The 16,493-nt window shown below is 46.3% G+C and carries 16 protein-coding genes; 6 read left to right on the plus strand and 10 right to left on the minus strand.

The annotated features are described in order from the left end of the window. Positions 1–11: 11 nt before the first annotated feature. From folK to pgi, 4 genes are read left to right on the plus strand one after another with little or no spacing between them, the layout of a single operon-like run. The gene (gene folK, locus DFP75_RS14435) at positions 12–494 is read left to right on the plus strand and encodes a 2-amino-4-hydroxy-6-hydroxymethyldihydropteridine diphosphokinase (protein ID WP_217495032.1); all 483 of its coding nucleotides are present in this window, start codon (positions 12–14) and stop codon (positions 492–494) included. A gap of 3 nt (positions 495–497) precedes the next feature. Further along, complete coding sequence (gene panB, locus DFP75_RS14440) at positions 498–1,322, plus strand: 3-methyl-2-oxobutanoate hydroxymethyltransferase (RefSeq protein WP_110576763.1); 825 nt, start codon at positions 498–500, stop codon at positions 1,320–1,322. Next, a complete protein-coding gene (gene panC / locus DFP75_RS14445) occupies positions 1,322–2,173 on the plus strand; it encodes a pantoate--beta-alanine ligase (RefSeq protein WP_110576764.1) in 852 nt (283 codons plus the stop codon). Before panB ends, panC begins: the two co-directional genes overlap by 1 nt. 27 nt (positions 2,174–2,200) lie before the next feature. Continuing rightward, complete coding sequence (gene pgi, locus DFP75_RS14450) at positions 2,201–3,847, plus strand: glucose-6-phosphate isomerase (protein WP_110576765.1); 1,647 nt, start codon at positions 2,201–2,203, stop codon at positions 3,845–3,847. Between the two features lie 260 nt (positions 3,848–4,107). Here the strand turns inward: pgi and DFP75_RS14455 are convergent, their stop codons facing one another. From DFP75_RS14455 to DFP75_RS14490, 8 genes are all read right to left on the minus strand, one after another. After that, the gene (locus DFP75_RS14455; RefSeq protein WP_110576766.1) at positions 4,108–4,329 is read right to left on the minus strand and encodes a type II toxin-antitoxin system Phd/YefM family antitoxin; all 222 of its coding nucleotides are present in this window, start codon (positions 4,327–4,329) and stop codon (positions 4,108–4,110) included. Between the two features lie 291 nt (positions 4,330–4,620). Continuing rightward, the gene (gene lplA, locus DFP75_RS14460; protein ID WP_110576767.1) at positions 4,621–5,634 is read right to left on the minus strand and encodes a lipoate--protein ligase; all 1,014 of its coding nucleotides are present in this window, start codon (positions 5,632–5,634) and stop codon (positions 4,621–4,623) included. Between the two features lie 120 nt (positions 5,635–5,754). Then, a complete protein-coding gene (gene greA, locus DFP75_RS14465; RefSeq protein WP_110576768.1) occupies positions 5,755–6,231 on the minus strand; it encodes a transcription elongation factor GreA in 477 nt (158 codons plus the stop codon). After that, positions 6,231–9,446, minus strand: coding sequence for a carbamoyl-phosphate synthase large subunit (carB, locus tag DFP75_RS14470; protein WP_110576769.1), 3,216 nt, complete (start codon positions 9,444–9,446; stop codon positions 6,231–6,233). The genes greA and carB overlap by 1 nt, the downstream gene beginning before the upstream one ends. A 23-nt stretch (positions 9,447–9,469) precedes the next feature. Further along, the gene (carA, locus tag DFP75_RS14475; RefSeq protein WP_110576770.1) at positions 9,470–10,600 is read right to left on the minus strand and encodes a glutamine-hydrolyzing carbamoyl-phosphate synthase small subunit; all 1,131 of its coding nucleotides are present in this window, start codon (positions 10,598–10,600) and stop codon (positions 9,470–9,472) included. 262 nt (positions 10,601–10,862) lie between these two features. Then, positions 10,863–11,414 carry a DJ-1 family glyoxalase III gene (locus tag DFP75_RS14480; RefSeq protein ID WP_110576771.1) on the minus strand — a complete coding sequence of 184 codons (552 nt, stop codon included), beginning with the start codon at positions 11,412–11,414 and terminating at the stop codon, positions 10,863–10,865. Positions 11,415–11,437: 23 nt separating this feature from the next. Further along, positions 11,438–11,896, minus strand: coding sequence for a GNAT family N-acetyltransferase (locus DFP75_RS14485; protein ID WP_110576772.1), 459 nt, complete (start codon positions 11,894–11,896; stop codon positions 11,438–11,440). 33 nt (positions 11,897–11,929) lie between these two features. Next, positions 11,930–12,760, minus strand: a complete 831-nt coding sequence (locus DFP75_RS14490) for a hypothetical protein (protein WP_110576773.1) — start codon at positions 12,758–12,760, stop codon at positions 11,930–11,932. 204 nt (positions 12,761–12,964) lie between these two features. Here DFP75_RS14490 and DFP75_RS14495 point away from each other — a divergent pair, with 204 nt between their 5' ends. Further along, positions 12,965–13,753: a transporter substrate-binding domain-containing protein gene (locus tag DFP75_RS14495; protein ID WP_181417036.1), complete on the plus strand. Its 789-nt coding sequence runs from the start codon at positions 12,965–12,967 to the stop codon at positions 13,751–13,753. A 113-nt stretch (positions 13,754–13,866) separates the two neighbouring features. After that, complete coding sequence (locus DFP75_RS14500; RefSeq protein ID WP_110576774.1) at positions 13,867–14,673, plus strand: amino acid ABC transporter permease; 807 nt, start codon at positions 13,867–13,869, stop codon at positions 14,671–14,673. Positions 14,674–14,901: 228 nt separating this feature from the next. Here DFP75_RS14500 and DFP75_RS14505 read toward each other — a convergent pair whose 3' ends face one another. Beyond that, complete coding sequence (locus DFP75_RS14505; protein WP_110576775.1) at positions 14,902–15,384, minus strand: phosphatidylglycerophosphatase A family protein; 483 nt, start codon at positions 15,382–15,384, stop codon at positions 14,902–14,904. Between the two features lie 57 nt (positions 15,385–15,441). After that, the gene (gene thiL, locus DFP75_RS14510) at positions 15,442–16,392 is read right to left on the minus strand and encodes a thiamine-phosphate kinase (RefSeq protein ID WP_110576776.1); all 951 of its coding nucleotides are present in this window, start codon (positions 16,390–16,392) and stop codon (positions 15,442–15,444) included. Between the last annotated feature and the right edge of the window lie 101 nt (positions 16,393–16,493).

Raw genomic sequence — 16,493 nt, forward strand, 5'->3', positions numbered from 1 at the left:
GATACGCCTTGATACACGCTTATATTGGCCTTGGCAGTAATCTGGAAAACCCAATAGCGCAGATAGATTGCGCTATTGATACATTAAAGAAACACGACGATTTAAAAAATTTTCGTGTTTCTTCTATTTATGGCAGCAAACCTGTTGGCCCACAAGACCAGCCAGACTACATCAACGCTGTCGCCTCATTCGACACCGATCTATCCCCTATCGCCCTACTTGACCTATTACAAAGCATTGAACAAGCACAACGTCGAGTCAGAGAACGTCATTGGGGACCGCGCACCCTAGATCTAGATCTGCTATTGTACGGACAAGAAAAAATACAATTACCAAGACTAAACGTGCCACACCCCTTTATGCTAGAACGAGGGTTTGTGATAAAGCCGCTTAGCGACCTAGCGCCCGATATGCTCTTAGAAAATGGCAAAACCGTTACAGAGCAGCTACACCAACTTGATACCAGCGATTTGGTTTTTATCAAAGAAGAATAAACTATGTATTCAGATAACTCACAAAGAAAACTCACCAAACCGGTTACTTTATCCACGCTCAGAAAAATGAAAGCGGAAAAAGAAAAAATCACCTGCTTAACAAGCTACGATGCTTCTTTCACCAATGTCATGAACGTCGCAGGTGTTGAAACGATTTTGGTCGGCGATTCTTTGGGAATGGTCGTACAAGGCCAAGACAGCACGCTACCTGTCACCATTGAAGACATGTGTTATCACACCGCAGCGGTAAAGCGAGGCAACACCAACGCCTTTATCCTTTCTGATATGTCTTTCATGAGTTACAGCAAGCCAGAACAAGCGCTCGATAACGCAGCAAAGCTAATGCAAGCCGGCGCCAACATGGTCAAACTAGAAGGCGGAAGCTGGCTCGCAGACACAGTAAAACTATTGAGCCAACGCGGTATTCCTGTTTGTGCGCATCTAGGTCTCACACCACAATCCGTTCATAAATTTGGTGGCTATAAAGTACAAGGCAAAAGCCAAGACGCGGCCGACTTATTACTGCAAGAATCTCTAGATCTTGTTGCTGCTGGAGCCGATATCCTTCTGTACGAATGCATCCCAACAGGACTAGGCAAAACACTAACAGAAGCCGTTCCAGTGCCAACTATTGGTATTGGTGCTGGTCACCACACGGATGGCCAAGTATTGGTTATGCACGACATGCTGGGCATCAACCTAGGCCACACACCAAAATTTGTGAAAAACTTTTTAATCGACGGGCGCAATGTGACGCAAGCCTTTGAAGCCTACGTTAAAGAAGTAAAAGACATGACATTCCCAGGACCAGAGCACGGATTCAAATAATGAAAACATTCCATACTATTGCCGAACTTCGTGCTGCGCTAAAAGTTGAGCGCCTACAAGACAAGAGCATTATTTTTGTACCAACGATGGGCAATCTACACGACGGCCATATGTCCTTAATTCGTCGCGCAGCAGAAGAAGGCGACGTTGTTGTGTCGTCGATCTTTGTTAACCCAATGCAATTCTCTGCCAACGAAGATTTAGAGCGCTACCCAAAAACACTAGAAGAAGACAAGAAAGTCCTTGAAGCAAACGGTTGTCACTACCTGTTTGCGCCTGACGCTTTGGAAATGTACCCAGACGGCAAGCGCAGCCAAACACAAATTGAAGTCATGGGTCTATCTGACATCCTTTGCGGCGCATCACGCCCAGGGCATTTTGTTGGCGTTTCTACCGTAGTCACAAAATTGTTTAATATTGTTCAGCCAGACTGCGCCATATTCGGCAACAAAGATTTTCAACAATTGAAAGTCATTGAAGACATGGTGCGCGACCTAAGTTCAAACGTTCGTATTATCGGCGTTGATACCGCGCGTAACGCTGATGGTCTTGCCATGAGTTCACGCAATGGCTACCTAACAGAAGAAGAAAGACGCATTGCTCCGGCAATGTATCAAACCCTGCTATGGGCGAAAGAGGCGCTCCTAGCAAACAGTGCGAGTCACGAGGACATTCGCGAACAAGCTCAACAGAAGCTTGAAGCGGCTGGTTTCCGTCGTGATTATTTCGAGATCCGCGCACAAGATAATTTGCAAACACCGTCAGAAGAAGAGAAACGCCTAGTCATTTTGGCTGCGGCACATTTAGGCAGTGCACGTCTGATCGATAACTTACGTGTAGAACTCGCTTAATTCACTTTGATATCTAGGGAGATTGTAATGGGCTCACCCACAGAATTGACCACTTGGCAAAAACTAACAGAGCATAAACAAGAAATGGCGTCTGTTAGTATGAAGTCTTTGTTTGAATCGGACCCAAGCCGCGCAGAAAAGTACACCGCTCAAGCGGCTGGTTGGACTTTAGATTACGCAAAAAACCGTGCCAATGAAAAAACCCTTTCGCTACTGACAGATTTAGCAAAAGAAGCGGGCTTAGAAAACGCCATCAACGGCATGTTCAGTGGCGCACACATCAATAACACCGAAGATCGCTCTGTATTGCACATCGCCCTGCGTGCTAGCCAAGCACAAGAATCACTCATGGTCGATGGCGTTAACGTACTCGCTGAAGTTCGTGCGACGCTAAAGCAAATGGAAGCCTTTGTTACGCAACTACACAGCGGTGAATGGAAAGGCTACACAGGCAAACGCATCACCGACGTCATCTCTATTGGCATAGGCGGTTCTTACCTTGGTCCAAAAGTGGTTGCTGAAGCCTTAACACCGTATAAAAAAGACGACATCAAGGTGCACTTTGTGGCCAACATTGATGGCTCAGATATCACAGGCAAACTACAACAAGTTAACCCAGAGACCACCGTCTTTGTTATCTCGTCCAAAACCTTCGGTACGCTAGAAACCCTATCTAACGCTAACGCTGCGCGAGACTGGTTTTTAAGCAATGGCGGCTCACAGAATGACGTCAGCAAGCACTTTGCGGCAGTGAGCTCCAACGTGAAAAAGGCCGTCGACTTCGGTATGGCAGAAGAAAACATCTTCCCTATGTGGGATTGGGTTGGCGGACGTTATTCTCTTTGGTCGGCAATTGGCTTGCCAGTCGCCATTGCCGTAGGCATGGATAACTTCTACGCATTGCTAGATGGCGCTCACCAAATGGACGAGCATTTCCGCACAGCACCGTTTGAAGAAAACCTGCCAGTAATCATGGGCGCTCTTGGCGTGTGGTACATCAATTTCCACAACGCACAAACTCACGCCTTGATTCCTTACGACCATTATTTACGTGCCATGCCTGCTCATATTCAGCAGCTCGACATGGAAAGTAACGGTAAAGCCAACCTATTGAATGGTGATGGTGTAGAGACTGACACAGGCCCAATCATCTGGGGCGGCGCTGGCACTAACGGCCAACACGCTTACCATCAGTTATTGCATCAGGGTACCCGCCTTGTGCCAGTGGACTTCATTGCACCACTGACCAGCCACAATCCAATTGGTGAACATCACGTTCATTTAATTGCTAACTGCCTAAGCCAATCGCAAGCCTTAATGGTCGGCAAAACCTTAGAGCAAGCCAAGCAAGAATTGCGTGATGCAGGTGCCAGCGAAGATCAAGTGGATGCGGTTGCGCCACACAAAGTAATTCAAGGCAACCGCCCTAGTAACACTCTGTTTACGGATAAAATGACACCAGCAACCGTTGGTGCCTTGATCGCCCTATACGAGCACCGTACTTTTGTACAAGGCACGATTTGGGGAATTAACTCATTCGACCAATGGGGTGTAGAACTGGGTAAAGTGTTGGGCACAGACATCTATAACCGCTTAGTCAGCGACAGCGACAACAGCGCACTGGATGCTTCTACCCAAGCCTTGATCAACGCGTTCAAGAAAGCTCAGGCTTAACTAAAAAAGAGCAGCTTAGACTTTCTATCATTGCATTAAAAACACCAGCCTCGGCTGGTGTTTTTGTTTTTATTCCCTCCCCTTCTCTTTAAGGGGAGGGTTAGGGAGGGGTCATTGAAAGCGAAGCTTTCATGTAAGTCACGGCTTCAGCTCGAAAACCACATGACAGCTCAACACTAACTTTTGTACATGACACCAAGCCAAGCGGCGTTTCTCTCTCGAAACTATCGCCTACCTCATCGAAACGCCGCTTGGCTTTCTTATGCCTCCAACTCATCGATAGAATCAAGCAGTGCTTTAGCATTAGCTCGTGAACTCAGCAAATAGGCAGTTTCTTGCATAGACTGATAATCCGCTAACGACATCATCACAACTGGGCTTTCGCTTTTCCGCGTAATAATCACTGGAGAATGATCATCGCAGACCTTAGCCATTGTCTTAGCAAGATTAGCCCGAGCTGCTGTATAACTAATAGCATCCATCATTTATTTCCTGTACTTAATTCTGTACCACTGAATATAAAGTAAACACCCAAAGCAAATCAACAGCTAACCCACAAGCTGCGATCAGTGGAACCATCCTAATCAGGTATCATTCCTGCCACCGTCCTCCAAGCGAAATAAGCAGCCTTTTTTGAACTCAGTCGCCAATATTTCGGTGGCTTTGGAGCGGTTAAAGGTACTTTAAGCCGATTACGCTAATTATTCGGCTCATAATATGGCGAATTCTGAGCCGAATATGATTACTCAATAAGTTTTAAAGAAACAGTAGAGCTAAGAAACCGCCTTAACCAACCACTCTTTCATCTCTTCTAAATCCGCCTTATGGTCTAGATAGTTTTCAATAACCGAGTCGACACAAGCTGCGATAGCGTCTGGTCGGTAGGTCACGCCTATAAGTTTTTCTGCAAGTTGCTCTATTGGATCCGGGAACAAGCTGTCGGTGAAGGTCTGCGCGGCGGTGATTTTCGCGTTGCTCAGATCGAGGTGAATTTCTACGCCACCCCATTTGAAGCGTTCGTCTAGTGTGTGGGTAAATTGTGGCGATTTACCAAAGTTCCAATCCCAGCTTTGTTGTTGTTCGAATTTCTCTAGGAAGCCTGGCAGATCTGGCAAGGCTTCAGGGGAAATTTCTTCTATGGTTGGCGTTTCATCAAAGTATTCACAAAACGCTTCGACAATAGCGTCACACACCAGTTGATGGTTAATCTGTGGATAAAGCGAATCAAGGTTGGTTACACGAGATCGTACTGAGGTGATGCCTTTCGACTGGAGCTTTTTGACATCAGGGTTTAGGTAATTCGCTAGACGACTCAAGTCAGCGTGCAACAATAAAGTACCATGGTGAAAACCACGATCTTTGGTTTCTTTATAGGCAGAGCCAGAGAACTTACGCATTTCCTCACCTTCGCCTACTACTAAGTCATTTCGACCATTGGCGTAGCCTTCAATGCCAAGCTTCTTCAAGCCTTGCAGAACGATCTCAGTCGACACTTCTTTGTTGTATTCAGGTTTACCCGCCATGAAGGTGAAGTTGGTATTACCCAAATCATGGAAGACAGCACCACCGCCACTCTGGCGGCGAGCAAGGTGAATTTCATCTTGCTCCATCTTACCTATGTTGCACTCTTTCCAAGGGTTCTGAGAGCGACCAATCACCACGGTTTCAGCGTTTCGCCATAAAAACAACACTCGCTGATCTGCTGGCATGGAACGGAAAATACAGTCTTCAACAGCCAAGTTAAAATGAGGATTATTAGAGTGGGAAAGTAGAATTCGGCTAGCCATGGAGTTTTCTCTTGTCGCAAAAGGAATAAGCTTAAAAATCAGCTCTCTTTATAACTTTTTTACAGACATAAAAAAACCACGGTGCTTTTCGCATCGTGGTTTTTAGAAGCTCGCTTTACATTAAATGTATTCGACGCTTTCGATTTCGTATGTCGCTTCACCGCTTGGGATTTTCACAATGACTTCGTCACCTTCTTCTTTCCCAATGATAGCTTTGGCGATTGGAGAGGCGTAAGAGATTTTCTTCTCTTTTACATCTGCTTCGTCGTCGCCGACTATGCGATACGTTACCGTTGCCTCAGTATCCACGTTAAACAAGGTTACCGTGGTACCAAACACCACTTTACCGGTGGCAGGCATAGTTTTCACATCAATCACTTGTGAATCAGCAAGTTTACCTTCGATCTCTTTAATACGACCTTCAGTAAACCCTTGCTCTTCGCGAGCTGCATGATATTCAGCGTTTTCTTTTAAGTCGCCATGCTCACGCGCGGTTGCGATATCCGCAATCACGCGAGGACGGACGACAGTTTTCAAGTGATTTAGCTCTTCTCTTAGACGAGCCTCACCTTCTACTGTCATTGGTACTTTATTCATTATTTCCCCAAGTGCAAATCTTGCAGTCTTCTAACTTTCGTTTCACCTGTTAGGCTAATCGCCATACTCGTAGCTTCAGCACCAGCCAATGTTGTAGTGTAACAAACCTTACGCTGTAATGCTGTACGACGAATAACAGAAGAGTCTGCAATCGCTTGTGTACCGGATGTAGTGTTAATGATGTAATCAATCTCGCCATTTTTCATCATATCAACGATATGTGGACGACCTTCATTCACCTTATTCACTTTGCTAACGTTAACACCGCGCTCTGTTAAGTACTTCGCTGTACCTTCAGTACCTACAAGGTCAAAACCAAGTTCTGCCAAGCGACGAGCAACGTCTACCGCACCTTCTTTATCCATATCACGAACACTAATGAAAGCACGACCCGATGTTGGCAATTCAGTACCACCACCAAGAACAGCTTTACCAAAAGCTTCCGCGAACGTGTCACCTACACCCATTACTTCGCCCGTAGACTTCATTTCAGGCCCAAGAATCGGATCGACACCTTGGAACTTGTTGAATGGGAAAACGGCTTCTTTCACGCTGTAGTAAGTAGGGATAATTTCTTCAGTGAAACCAAGTTCTTCTAGCGTTTTACCCGCCATTACCAAGGCAGCTACTTGCGCCAAAGAACGACCGATACACTTAGAAACAAACGGCACAGTACGAGATGCACGAGGGTTAACCTCGATCACATAAATTTCGCCATCTTGAATAGCAAGCTGAGTGTTCATCAAGCCAATAACGCCAAGCTCTAGCGCCATATTCTTGATCATCTCGCGAATATTATCCTGCACTTCTTTCGACAAAGAATAAGGAGGCAAAGAACACGCAGAGTCACCAGAGTGAACGCCGGCTTGCTCAATATGCTGCATGATGCCGCCGATAACGACTTGCTTACCATCACTGATACAGTCGATATCAACCTCAATCGCTGCATTCAAGAAATGGTCTAGCAATACAGGGCTGTCGTTAGACACCTTCACTGCGCTGGTCATGTAACGCATCAACTCTTTTTCGTTGTACACGATTTCCATCGCGCGGCCGCCCAATACATAAGAAGGACGAACCACTAGCGGGTAACCGATAACAGCGGCTTTCGCTGCGGCTTGCTCAATACTACGTACTGTTGCGTTATGAGGCTGTTTGTAGCCTAAACGCTGGATCATGCTTTGGAAACGCTCACGATCTTCCGCACGGTCAATAGACTCTGGCGTTGTACCAATGATTGGCACACCTTCGTTTTGCAAGGCACGAGCAATTTTCAGTGGTGTTTGACCACCAAACTGAACAATAACGCCTTTTGGTTTTTCTTTACGTACGATTTCCAACACATCTTCAAGCGTTACTGGCTCGAAGTACAAACGGTCAGATGTATCGTAATCAGTGGATACTGTTTCAGGGTTACAGTTCACCATAATGGTTTCGTAACCGTCTTCACGTAGACCAAGTGCTGCGTGTACACAGCAGTAGTCAAACTCAATACCTTGACCGATACGGTTTGGACCACCACCAAGGATGATAACCTTATCGCGGTCTGTTGGCGCAGCTTCACACTCGTCTTCGTACGTTGAGTACATATACGCTGTGTCTGTCGCAAATTCAGCGGAACAAGTATCTACACGCTTGTAAACAGGATGAACGTTCATCAAGTAACGACGCTCACGCATAGACTTCTCAGTCACGCTCATCAAAGACGCAAGACGTGCATCAGAGAAACCTTTGCGCTTAAGACGACGAAGTACATCGTACGTCATGTCGATCAGACCTTTGTCTGCCAAGGCAACTTCTTCTTTGATCAAGTCTTCGATTTGTACCAAGAACCAGTGATCAACACCTGTGGCAGCGTATACTTCATCAACTGTCATACCAGAGCGGAAGGCATCACCAATGTACCAAATACGTTCAGAACCAGGAGATTGAAGCTCGTAAGCAAGTTTTTCTTTGCTGTTTTCTTCAGAGAAATCTAGCTGAGGATTAAAGCCATCAGAACCGACTTCCAAACCACGCAAGGCTTTTTGCAAAGACTCTTGGAAAGTACGGCCAATCGCCATCACTTCACCAACCGATTTCATTTGCGTTGTAAGACGATCATTGGCAGTTGGGAATTTCTCGAAAGTGAAACGAGGAATCTTAGTGACAACGTAGTCGATTGCTGGCTCGAAGCTCGCTGGAGTTTGACCCCCAGTGATGTCGTTTTGCAACTCATCAAGGGTGTAACCGATCGCCAATTTCGCAGCGATTTTCGCAATTGGGAAACCCGTTGCTTTCGATGCCAAAGCCGATGAACGAGATACACGAGGGTTCATCTCGATAACCACAAGACGACCTGTTTTTGGGTCCATGCCGAACTGTACGTTAGAACCACCGGTTTCTACACCGATCTCACGCAATACCGCCAAAGAAGCGTTACGCATGATTTGATATTCTTTATCTGTCAGAGTTTGTGCTGGCGCAACGGTAATAGAGTCACCTGTGTGAACACCCATTGCGTCGAAGTTTTCAATCGCACAAACAATGATGCAGTTGTCTTTTTTGTCGCGGACAACTTCCATCTCGTATTCTTTCCAACCGATCAAAGATTCATCGATTAGCAACTCGTTGGTTGGCGACAGATCCAAACCGCGAGTACAAATCTCTTCGAACTCTTCCATGTTGTAGGCGATACCACCGCCCGTTCCGCCCATTGTGAAAGAAGGACGGATGATACAAGGAAAGCCGACTTCATTTTGTACTTTAAGCGCTTCTTCCATGTTGTGGGCGATGCCCGCACGAGGACACTCAAGACCGATGGCTTTCATTGCTTCGTCGAAACGATGACGATCTTCCGCTTTATCGATCGCGTCCGCTGTCGCACCAATCATTTCAACATTGTATTTTTCCAGAACACCGCGGCGCTCAAGATCTAACGCACAGTTCAATGCAGTTTGACCACCCATAGTAGGTAGAACAGCATCTGGGCGTTCTTTCTCGATGATTTTCTCAACGGTTTTCCATTCGATTGGCTCAATGTAAGTCGCATCCGCCATCACTGGGTCAGTCATGATCGTCGCTGGGTTTGAGTTCACCAGAATAACGCGAAAACCTTCTTCACGAAGTGCTTTACACGCTTGTGCACCAGAATAGTCAAACTCACAAGCCTGACCGATAACAATAGGGCCTGCACCTAAAATTAAGACGCTTTTTATGTCAGTACGTTTTGGCATAATATTTCGCTCCGCTCCTACTTTTAGGCTTTAGTGGCTTTAATGTTTTCAATGAACTGATCGAACAACGGCGCCACATCGTGTGGACCAGGGCTCGCTTCAGGGTGACCTTGGAAGCTGAATGCGCTCTTGTCAGTGCGTGCGATGCCTTGTAAAGAGCCATCAAACAAAGACTTATGAGTGGCTTCAAGGTTCGCTGGCAAGGAATCTTCATCAACCGCAAAACCGTGGTTTTGGCTAGTGATCATGACCGTGCCTTTTTTGATGTCTTGCACTGGGTGGTTTGCACCGTGGTGACCAAACTTCATTTTCTTCGTTTTTGCGCCAGAAGCCAAAGCCAAAAGCTGATGACCAAGACAAATACCAAAAACTGGAATGTCTGTTTCTAGGATCTCTTTAATCGCTTGAATCGCGTAATCACATGGCTCTGGATCACCAGGACCATTGGATAGGAAGACACCATCTGGGTTTAACGCCAACACATCACTTGCAGGCGTTTTCGCAGGCACAACAGTCAAACGACAACCACGTTCAACCAACATGCGAAGAATGTTACGTTTCACACCGTAGTCGTAAGCCACTACGTGGAAATCGAATGATTCTGGGGTCGTATGACCATTAACAAGATCCCAAGTAGACTCGGTCCACTCGTAAGCTTTCTCAACCGTGACTTCTTTGGCTAAATCCATACCCTTCAAACCTGGGAAGGCTTTGGCCGCCGCAACAGCAGCTGCTTCATCCAGATTTTCACCTGCCATAATGCAACCCGCTTGCGCGCCTTTCTCGCGAAGGATACGTGTCAATTTACGCGTATCGATATCGGCGATACCAACAACACCTTTGCGTTTCAGGTAAGAATCAAGAGACTCTTGTGAACGCCAGCTGCTAGCAACCAAAGGAAGATCACGAATAATCAGGCCTTCACACCAAACATTGTTAGATTCTTCATCTTCAGAGTTAACGCCAGTATTCCCGATGTGGGGATAGGTCAAGGTGACCATTTGTCGAGCATAGGAAGGATCAGTAAGTATTTCTTGATAACCGGTCATCGAGGTGTTGAAAACAACCTCGGCGGTTGAGGAGCCATCCGCTCCGATCGACACCCCTTTAAAAATCGTGCCGTCTTCCAGAGCTAGAATCGCTGATGTTGCCAAAGGAACCTCCCATTTAGAGCCTATCAGGTTGCAAAAAAGCGAGACGAACCGGCGGCTCATCTCGCTTTTAAGAAATTGCGTTTTTGCCGTTCATCCATTGATGGATAACCAATGAATCTCGCGTTCAAAAAATCTGCCTAATTCTACTCTGATACGCCTTTAGCGTCCACCAAATTGCCGAGAAAACAGGCAAAAATACACGAATGAAGCACTTTTTTTCTTGACTTCTTAGTCAGGAATAATATCTACCTGTCAGACAGACTTAACATAGCAAACCATCAGCCACACTTTGTGCTGCTTCATAACCTTTTAAATTACCCAACACAGTCAATGAAAAAATCATCGCAGTCGCTGGTCCTTTGGCCGTCAGAATATTGTCATCCATCACCACAGGTTCATTAGGCATATATTCTGCGCCAGTTAGACCGTCTTCAAATCCTGGGTAACAAGTCGCTTGTTTGTCGACAACAAAACCATGGGTACCAAACACCACTGCAGGCGATGCACAAATCGCAGCCAATAGCGCATCTTGAATGTCATGCTTTTCCAGCATACCAATCAATAACTCACAATCACGCAAATGTTCAGCGCCAGGCATGCCGCCCGCCAACACAACCGCATCAAAAATTTGATCGGCCACATCCGTCAACAAGACATCCGCTTCTAGTTTAGTATTGTGTGCCATAACAACCTGTTTTGAGTCATGAATACTCGCCACAGTTACGTCTAAACCACCACGTCTCAAAACATCGATAATAGTAATAGCTTCAATATCTTCGTTGCCGTTTGCAATAGGAACTAATACCTTGCTCATACTTACCTCTTTAACAATTTAATTCATAAAATTCTGGTAAACAAACAGGCCGCTTCGCGCCCTTGTTCTGTTTGATAGTAATTCTTTCGGCGACCAACCTGTTCGAACCCTAACGATTCATAAAGGGAAATGGCGCCTAGATTCGATTCACGCACTTCTAGCAACAATTCACTGACATCTTGCTGCGCAACCGTTTCTGACCAAACCATCATCAACCTTCTAGCGAGCCCCTGTCTACGCATAGAAGAATCAATCACAATTAATTCTAATTCGGATTGATCAAGCACAACCGATGCAGTCAGCCACCCCAAAGCAACCAAGGGGGTCGAACCCACCGACTCGATTATCCAATTTTCCCGACTGTGCAAGGCGTCAGCCACCAATTTTTCACCCCAAGGATGAGGGTTAGACAAAGCATCAAGTTGGATAATGGCGGGAAGGTCAGACAAAACGGCAGGACGGATAGAAACAGAGACATTCATAGGATTCAAAACCACATCAGTCGAAATATGACATTAGCTAAAAAGCGTAGACTGCATTTCTTCCCACGCTTCTTTGCGTAACTCTGGAATGCGATGTAGCTCAGGCAAACTCACAATACGAGCAGTAGGATATTGCTTCAATAACGTATCAGCAGGTAAATCTTCCACCAGCTGAGTCACCTTAGCACCTGCCAGAACCAGCAAAGGCACTTCAGGAAAGTCTTTCACTAGACGGCCAACATAGCTTTCTAAGGCTCCAAACAACCAGTCAGTGCGATTTGTGAAGTACGGATTACGCAATTGACCAGGCCAGCTAAACGCACTACCTTGCCATTCATCAATAGGCTGTTTCAGCAGAGCTTGCCCCATTTTCAGCGCCAAACGTTCGATATCTTCTGCTTGGGAAAACACCTGTGGCACATCACTCAAAATTAACAATTTATTCAGTAACGCATAAGCTCGAATATCAAGGTGTGTAATTTGGCTGACAACATTGGATTCAGGCTCAATCACAATATCTACCGCCAATTCTTCAATAGGCTGTAGATCTTCAACAATAATTTCCGGACCAGCATTTAACTGCTCACGAAGGTTATGAACCAAAGGCTCTTTTTCTTCTGGCGATAATTTAGGCACGGGAGCGGGTTCAGGATCTGCCGCTTTAAATCCCATAGACGGTGGTGCCGAAACGACATCCGCCGCGACATCAGTATCAATCGGCCAAGGTTGAGGCGGCATAAAAACCGTCCCAGAGACATTGTCCGAAGCAGACCCACTTTTATCAATAGACAACCAAGACACCACGCCCATTTGCGCTAAGCAATGAGTTTGAAAAGCCTGTTGAGGTGGTAATTCGCGGGACATAATAACCTTAATCGCAGCCTAAAAAAGTGCCTATTCATAGATTTGAATATTGGTACGCAAATATACCCGCTTACGCCAACAGATGCCACTTGATGGCCTAAAGCTTGCTAGAGATCTTTGCACGATGGCTGTGTATAATCGCAACCAATTTTGAACCTATTGAACCACTTTAATTAATATAACGCCCTCTATAAAGGTAAAAGCATGACCCAGATTTTATCTCGTTTGATGCTGATCGCGACCGTTGCGATCAGCAGCCTAAGTTTTGCAGACAACTTACCCGACCTTAAAGGTCGCACTATTTTAGCCGTCACGGAAAATGCCTACACGCCACTGAACTTTGTTGATCCAGCAACAGGCGAAGGTATTGGCTGGGAATACGACGCCATGAATGAAATTGGCAAACGCTTAAACGCCAAAATCGAATGGCACCTAAGCAGCTGGGACACCATGATCCAAGCCATCAAACAAGGCCAATACGATGTCGGCATGGATGGCATCACTATTAATGAAGAACGCGCCCAGCAAATCGACTTCACGATTCCTTATATGACCTCTCAGCAGTTTATGTTAGTTCGTGCCGATGAAGATCGCTTCAACGATGCCAAATCCTTTGCCGCCAACCCAGACCTGCATTTTGGTGCACAAGCTGGAACCACCAACTTTTATGTGGCTGTTTATGACGTTCTTGATGGCGACGAAGGCAACCCTCGCATCACTTTATTAGAGACTTTCGGTGCGTCCGTTCAAGCGCTAAAATCGGGTGACGTCGACAGTGTATTAATGGACGCTGCATCGGCACGTGGTTACATCGGTGCTAACCCTGGCGCATTCAAGATCGTTGGCGGTCCACTGGGCTCTGAAGATTTCGGCTTCATCCTGACCCCAGGTTCAGACCTTGTTAAGCCGATCAATGCTGCTATCGAAAGCATGAAAAAAGATGGCACATTAGAAGCACTAAACAAAAAATGGTTCTTCGACTTTAATCAGTAAGCAGCACAACTGATAAACGCGATGTAACAGACAACAGCAACGGATCTTCTACTTTATATAGCGATCCGTTTTTTTATTGATAAACCACGGAACGGTCTTGCTATGAATGTATTATGCCCTTTAAAAAATCCCTAGATCGCACGCCTTGGTGGCTCGTCACCATCATTATTATCGCTCTGGTTTTGGTTTGGAACATGGTTTCCGACCAAAGCTACCAACGCATCGCGGGCGCACTAAGCGAAGGACTGCTGACCACAATTGGCGTCACCTTCACGGCCTTTATACTGGCAAGCTTACTTGGGTTATTAATTGCACTGGCAGGGTTTTCTCGTCATCGACTACTACGTGAGTTTGCTCGCCTATATGTAGAAATTTTTCGTGGCGTCCCCGTTCTCGTACTGCTCTTCTACATCGCCTTTGTCGGCGCACCGGAAATGGTCAAACTCTACAACTGGGCGTTACAAATGCCGATTGAAGCGGGCTGGATAGAAAAAGCTCGCACACGAGATTTCACCTTATTGTGGCGCGCTATTATCGCCCTTGCCATCAGCTACAGCGCCTTCATTGCAGAAGTGTTTCGCGCTGGTATTCAAGAAGTCGGCAAAGGCCAAATCGAAGCTGCAAAAGCACTCGGCTTATCCAACTGGCACCGCTTCCGCCTTATCACCCTCCCCCAAGCCATGCGTAAAATCTTACCGCCCCTTGGCAACGACCTCGTCGCCATGATCAAAGACTCAGCACTCGTTTCGGTTTTAGGCGTACAAGACATTACCCAACTTGGCAAAGTCTTCAGCTCCTCCACCTTCCAATTCTTCGAAACCTACAACGTCGTCGCCTTCATGTACCTCGTACTCACACTCAGCTTATCCCTCATGATCCGCGCCTTTGAAGCGCATTTGAGAAGAAATGATCATCATTGACTAAAGACAGATTAGCGCCTCCCCCAAAAAAGGGGAAAGCGTTGGTTTCGGGGAAAAGGTTATCCGGTCGGAGGGAATCAACACCATGAACGAATAACATTTCGACGAGGGAGGCGGTAGTTTCGAGAAGAAATGTTATTCGTTCATGGCAACATAGACAGTTTGAGTAACAAAAACAACCCCATCCTAACCTTCCCCTTGGAAGACAAAAGGGGAAGGAACTAAGCGCTAAAAAACAAACTCAACCAAAGCCTGTAGTACGACAAAAGACATAACACCGGCCAGAATATCGTCTAGCATGATACCGAAGCCACCGTGTACGTTTTTATCGACCCATGAGATCGGCCAAGGCTTCAAGATATCGAATAAACGAAACAAGACAAAGCCCAACACGATGTAAAACCAACCCGCAGGCGCCAGCCACATGGTAATCCAGAAGCCGACAAACTCATCCCAAACAATCCCTGCATGGTCATGTACGCCCATGTCTTTGGAGGTTTTACCACAAAGGTAAACCCCCACTAATGATGTCACGACCAGCACAATAAAATACGCGGTGGCCGTTAAATCTTGTAATAACCAAATAAAAATCGGCACCGCTGCTAATGTACCAAAAGTGCCAGGTGCTTTTGGCGCGGCACCAGAGCCTAGGCCAAATGCCAAAAAATGTATCGGATTACGCCATACAGACGCTGGGGCAGAATTTGCCATGGTGTTACTACCTATTTATTAAATGAAAAACTAAAAATCTTTGCGCCCATCTCGGCTCTAAAAATGTTGCCAGCCCGATGCCTCACCGTCATAGCCTTGAATACTAAAGCCTTCCGCAACAATTTCTCCTACCTTGGTACAAGGTAAACTCAGTGTTTGCGTGATTAAGGCAATCTCGGCTGCTTGCTCTTTCGGGGCAGTAAAACAGAGTTCGTAATCATCGCCGCCGGTTAATGCCAATGAAATTGCCGATTCGGGTTGCCAATAACGCAATTCAGAAGAGATTGGTAAACGACTCGCATCGATCTTCGCTCCGGCTCCTGATGCTTTAAGTATATGCTGGATATCTTGAGCGAGACCATCAGAAATATCCATCATAGAATGAGCCACTCGCTTCAGCGCCATGCCGGCAATTAACCTTGGTGTTGGTCGCCAGTAACGATCATAAAAATAATCAAAGCGCTCACTCGATACTTGCAACTCTCCCGTAACAATCGGCACAGCCGCTGCCGCATCACCCAGCAACCCTGTAACGTAAATATCGTCACCAACCTTGGCGCCACTGCGTTTTAGCGCCATGTCCGCTTCCACATAACCATGCACTTGCAGGGTGATCGTTAGCGGCCCTTTGGTCGTATCACCACCAACTAAAGCCAAGCCAATTGGCTCCGCCAGTTCCGCCATGCCTTGTGCTAATCCGGCCAACCACGATGGATCAGAGTTTGGAATGGTCAGCCCTAGGGTGAAAAAAGCCGGTTTTGCCCCCATTGCAGCCAAGTCACTGACGCAGCTTGCTACCGCACGGTAACCGATATCGACAGGGTCAGCATCGAAGGGAAAATGTCGCCCTTCAACCAAGGTATCCATAGAAAACACCAAGCTCTGACCTTGCGGCACTTGCACCTGAGCACAATCATCACCAATGCCTAACAAAAGATCCCCACGCCCTTGCGTGTTCGCCATGACAGACGCTTGAAAGATGTTTTGTATCAACTCGAATTCTTTCAACAGAAGATCCTTTTATCCTAATTAATAGCTCACGCCTAACGGTCAAAATAAGCCAGTTTAATGAGTAAGAGGATACCGTATTGTCAGTAGGATGTCAGAAG

This window comes from Marinomonas alcarazii, assembly GCF_003208215.1.
Lineage (GTDB): Bacteria > Pseudomonadota > Gammaproteobacteria > Pseudomonadales > Marinomonadaceae > Marinomonas > Marinomonas alcarazii.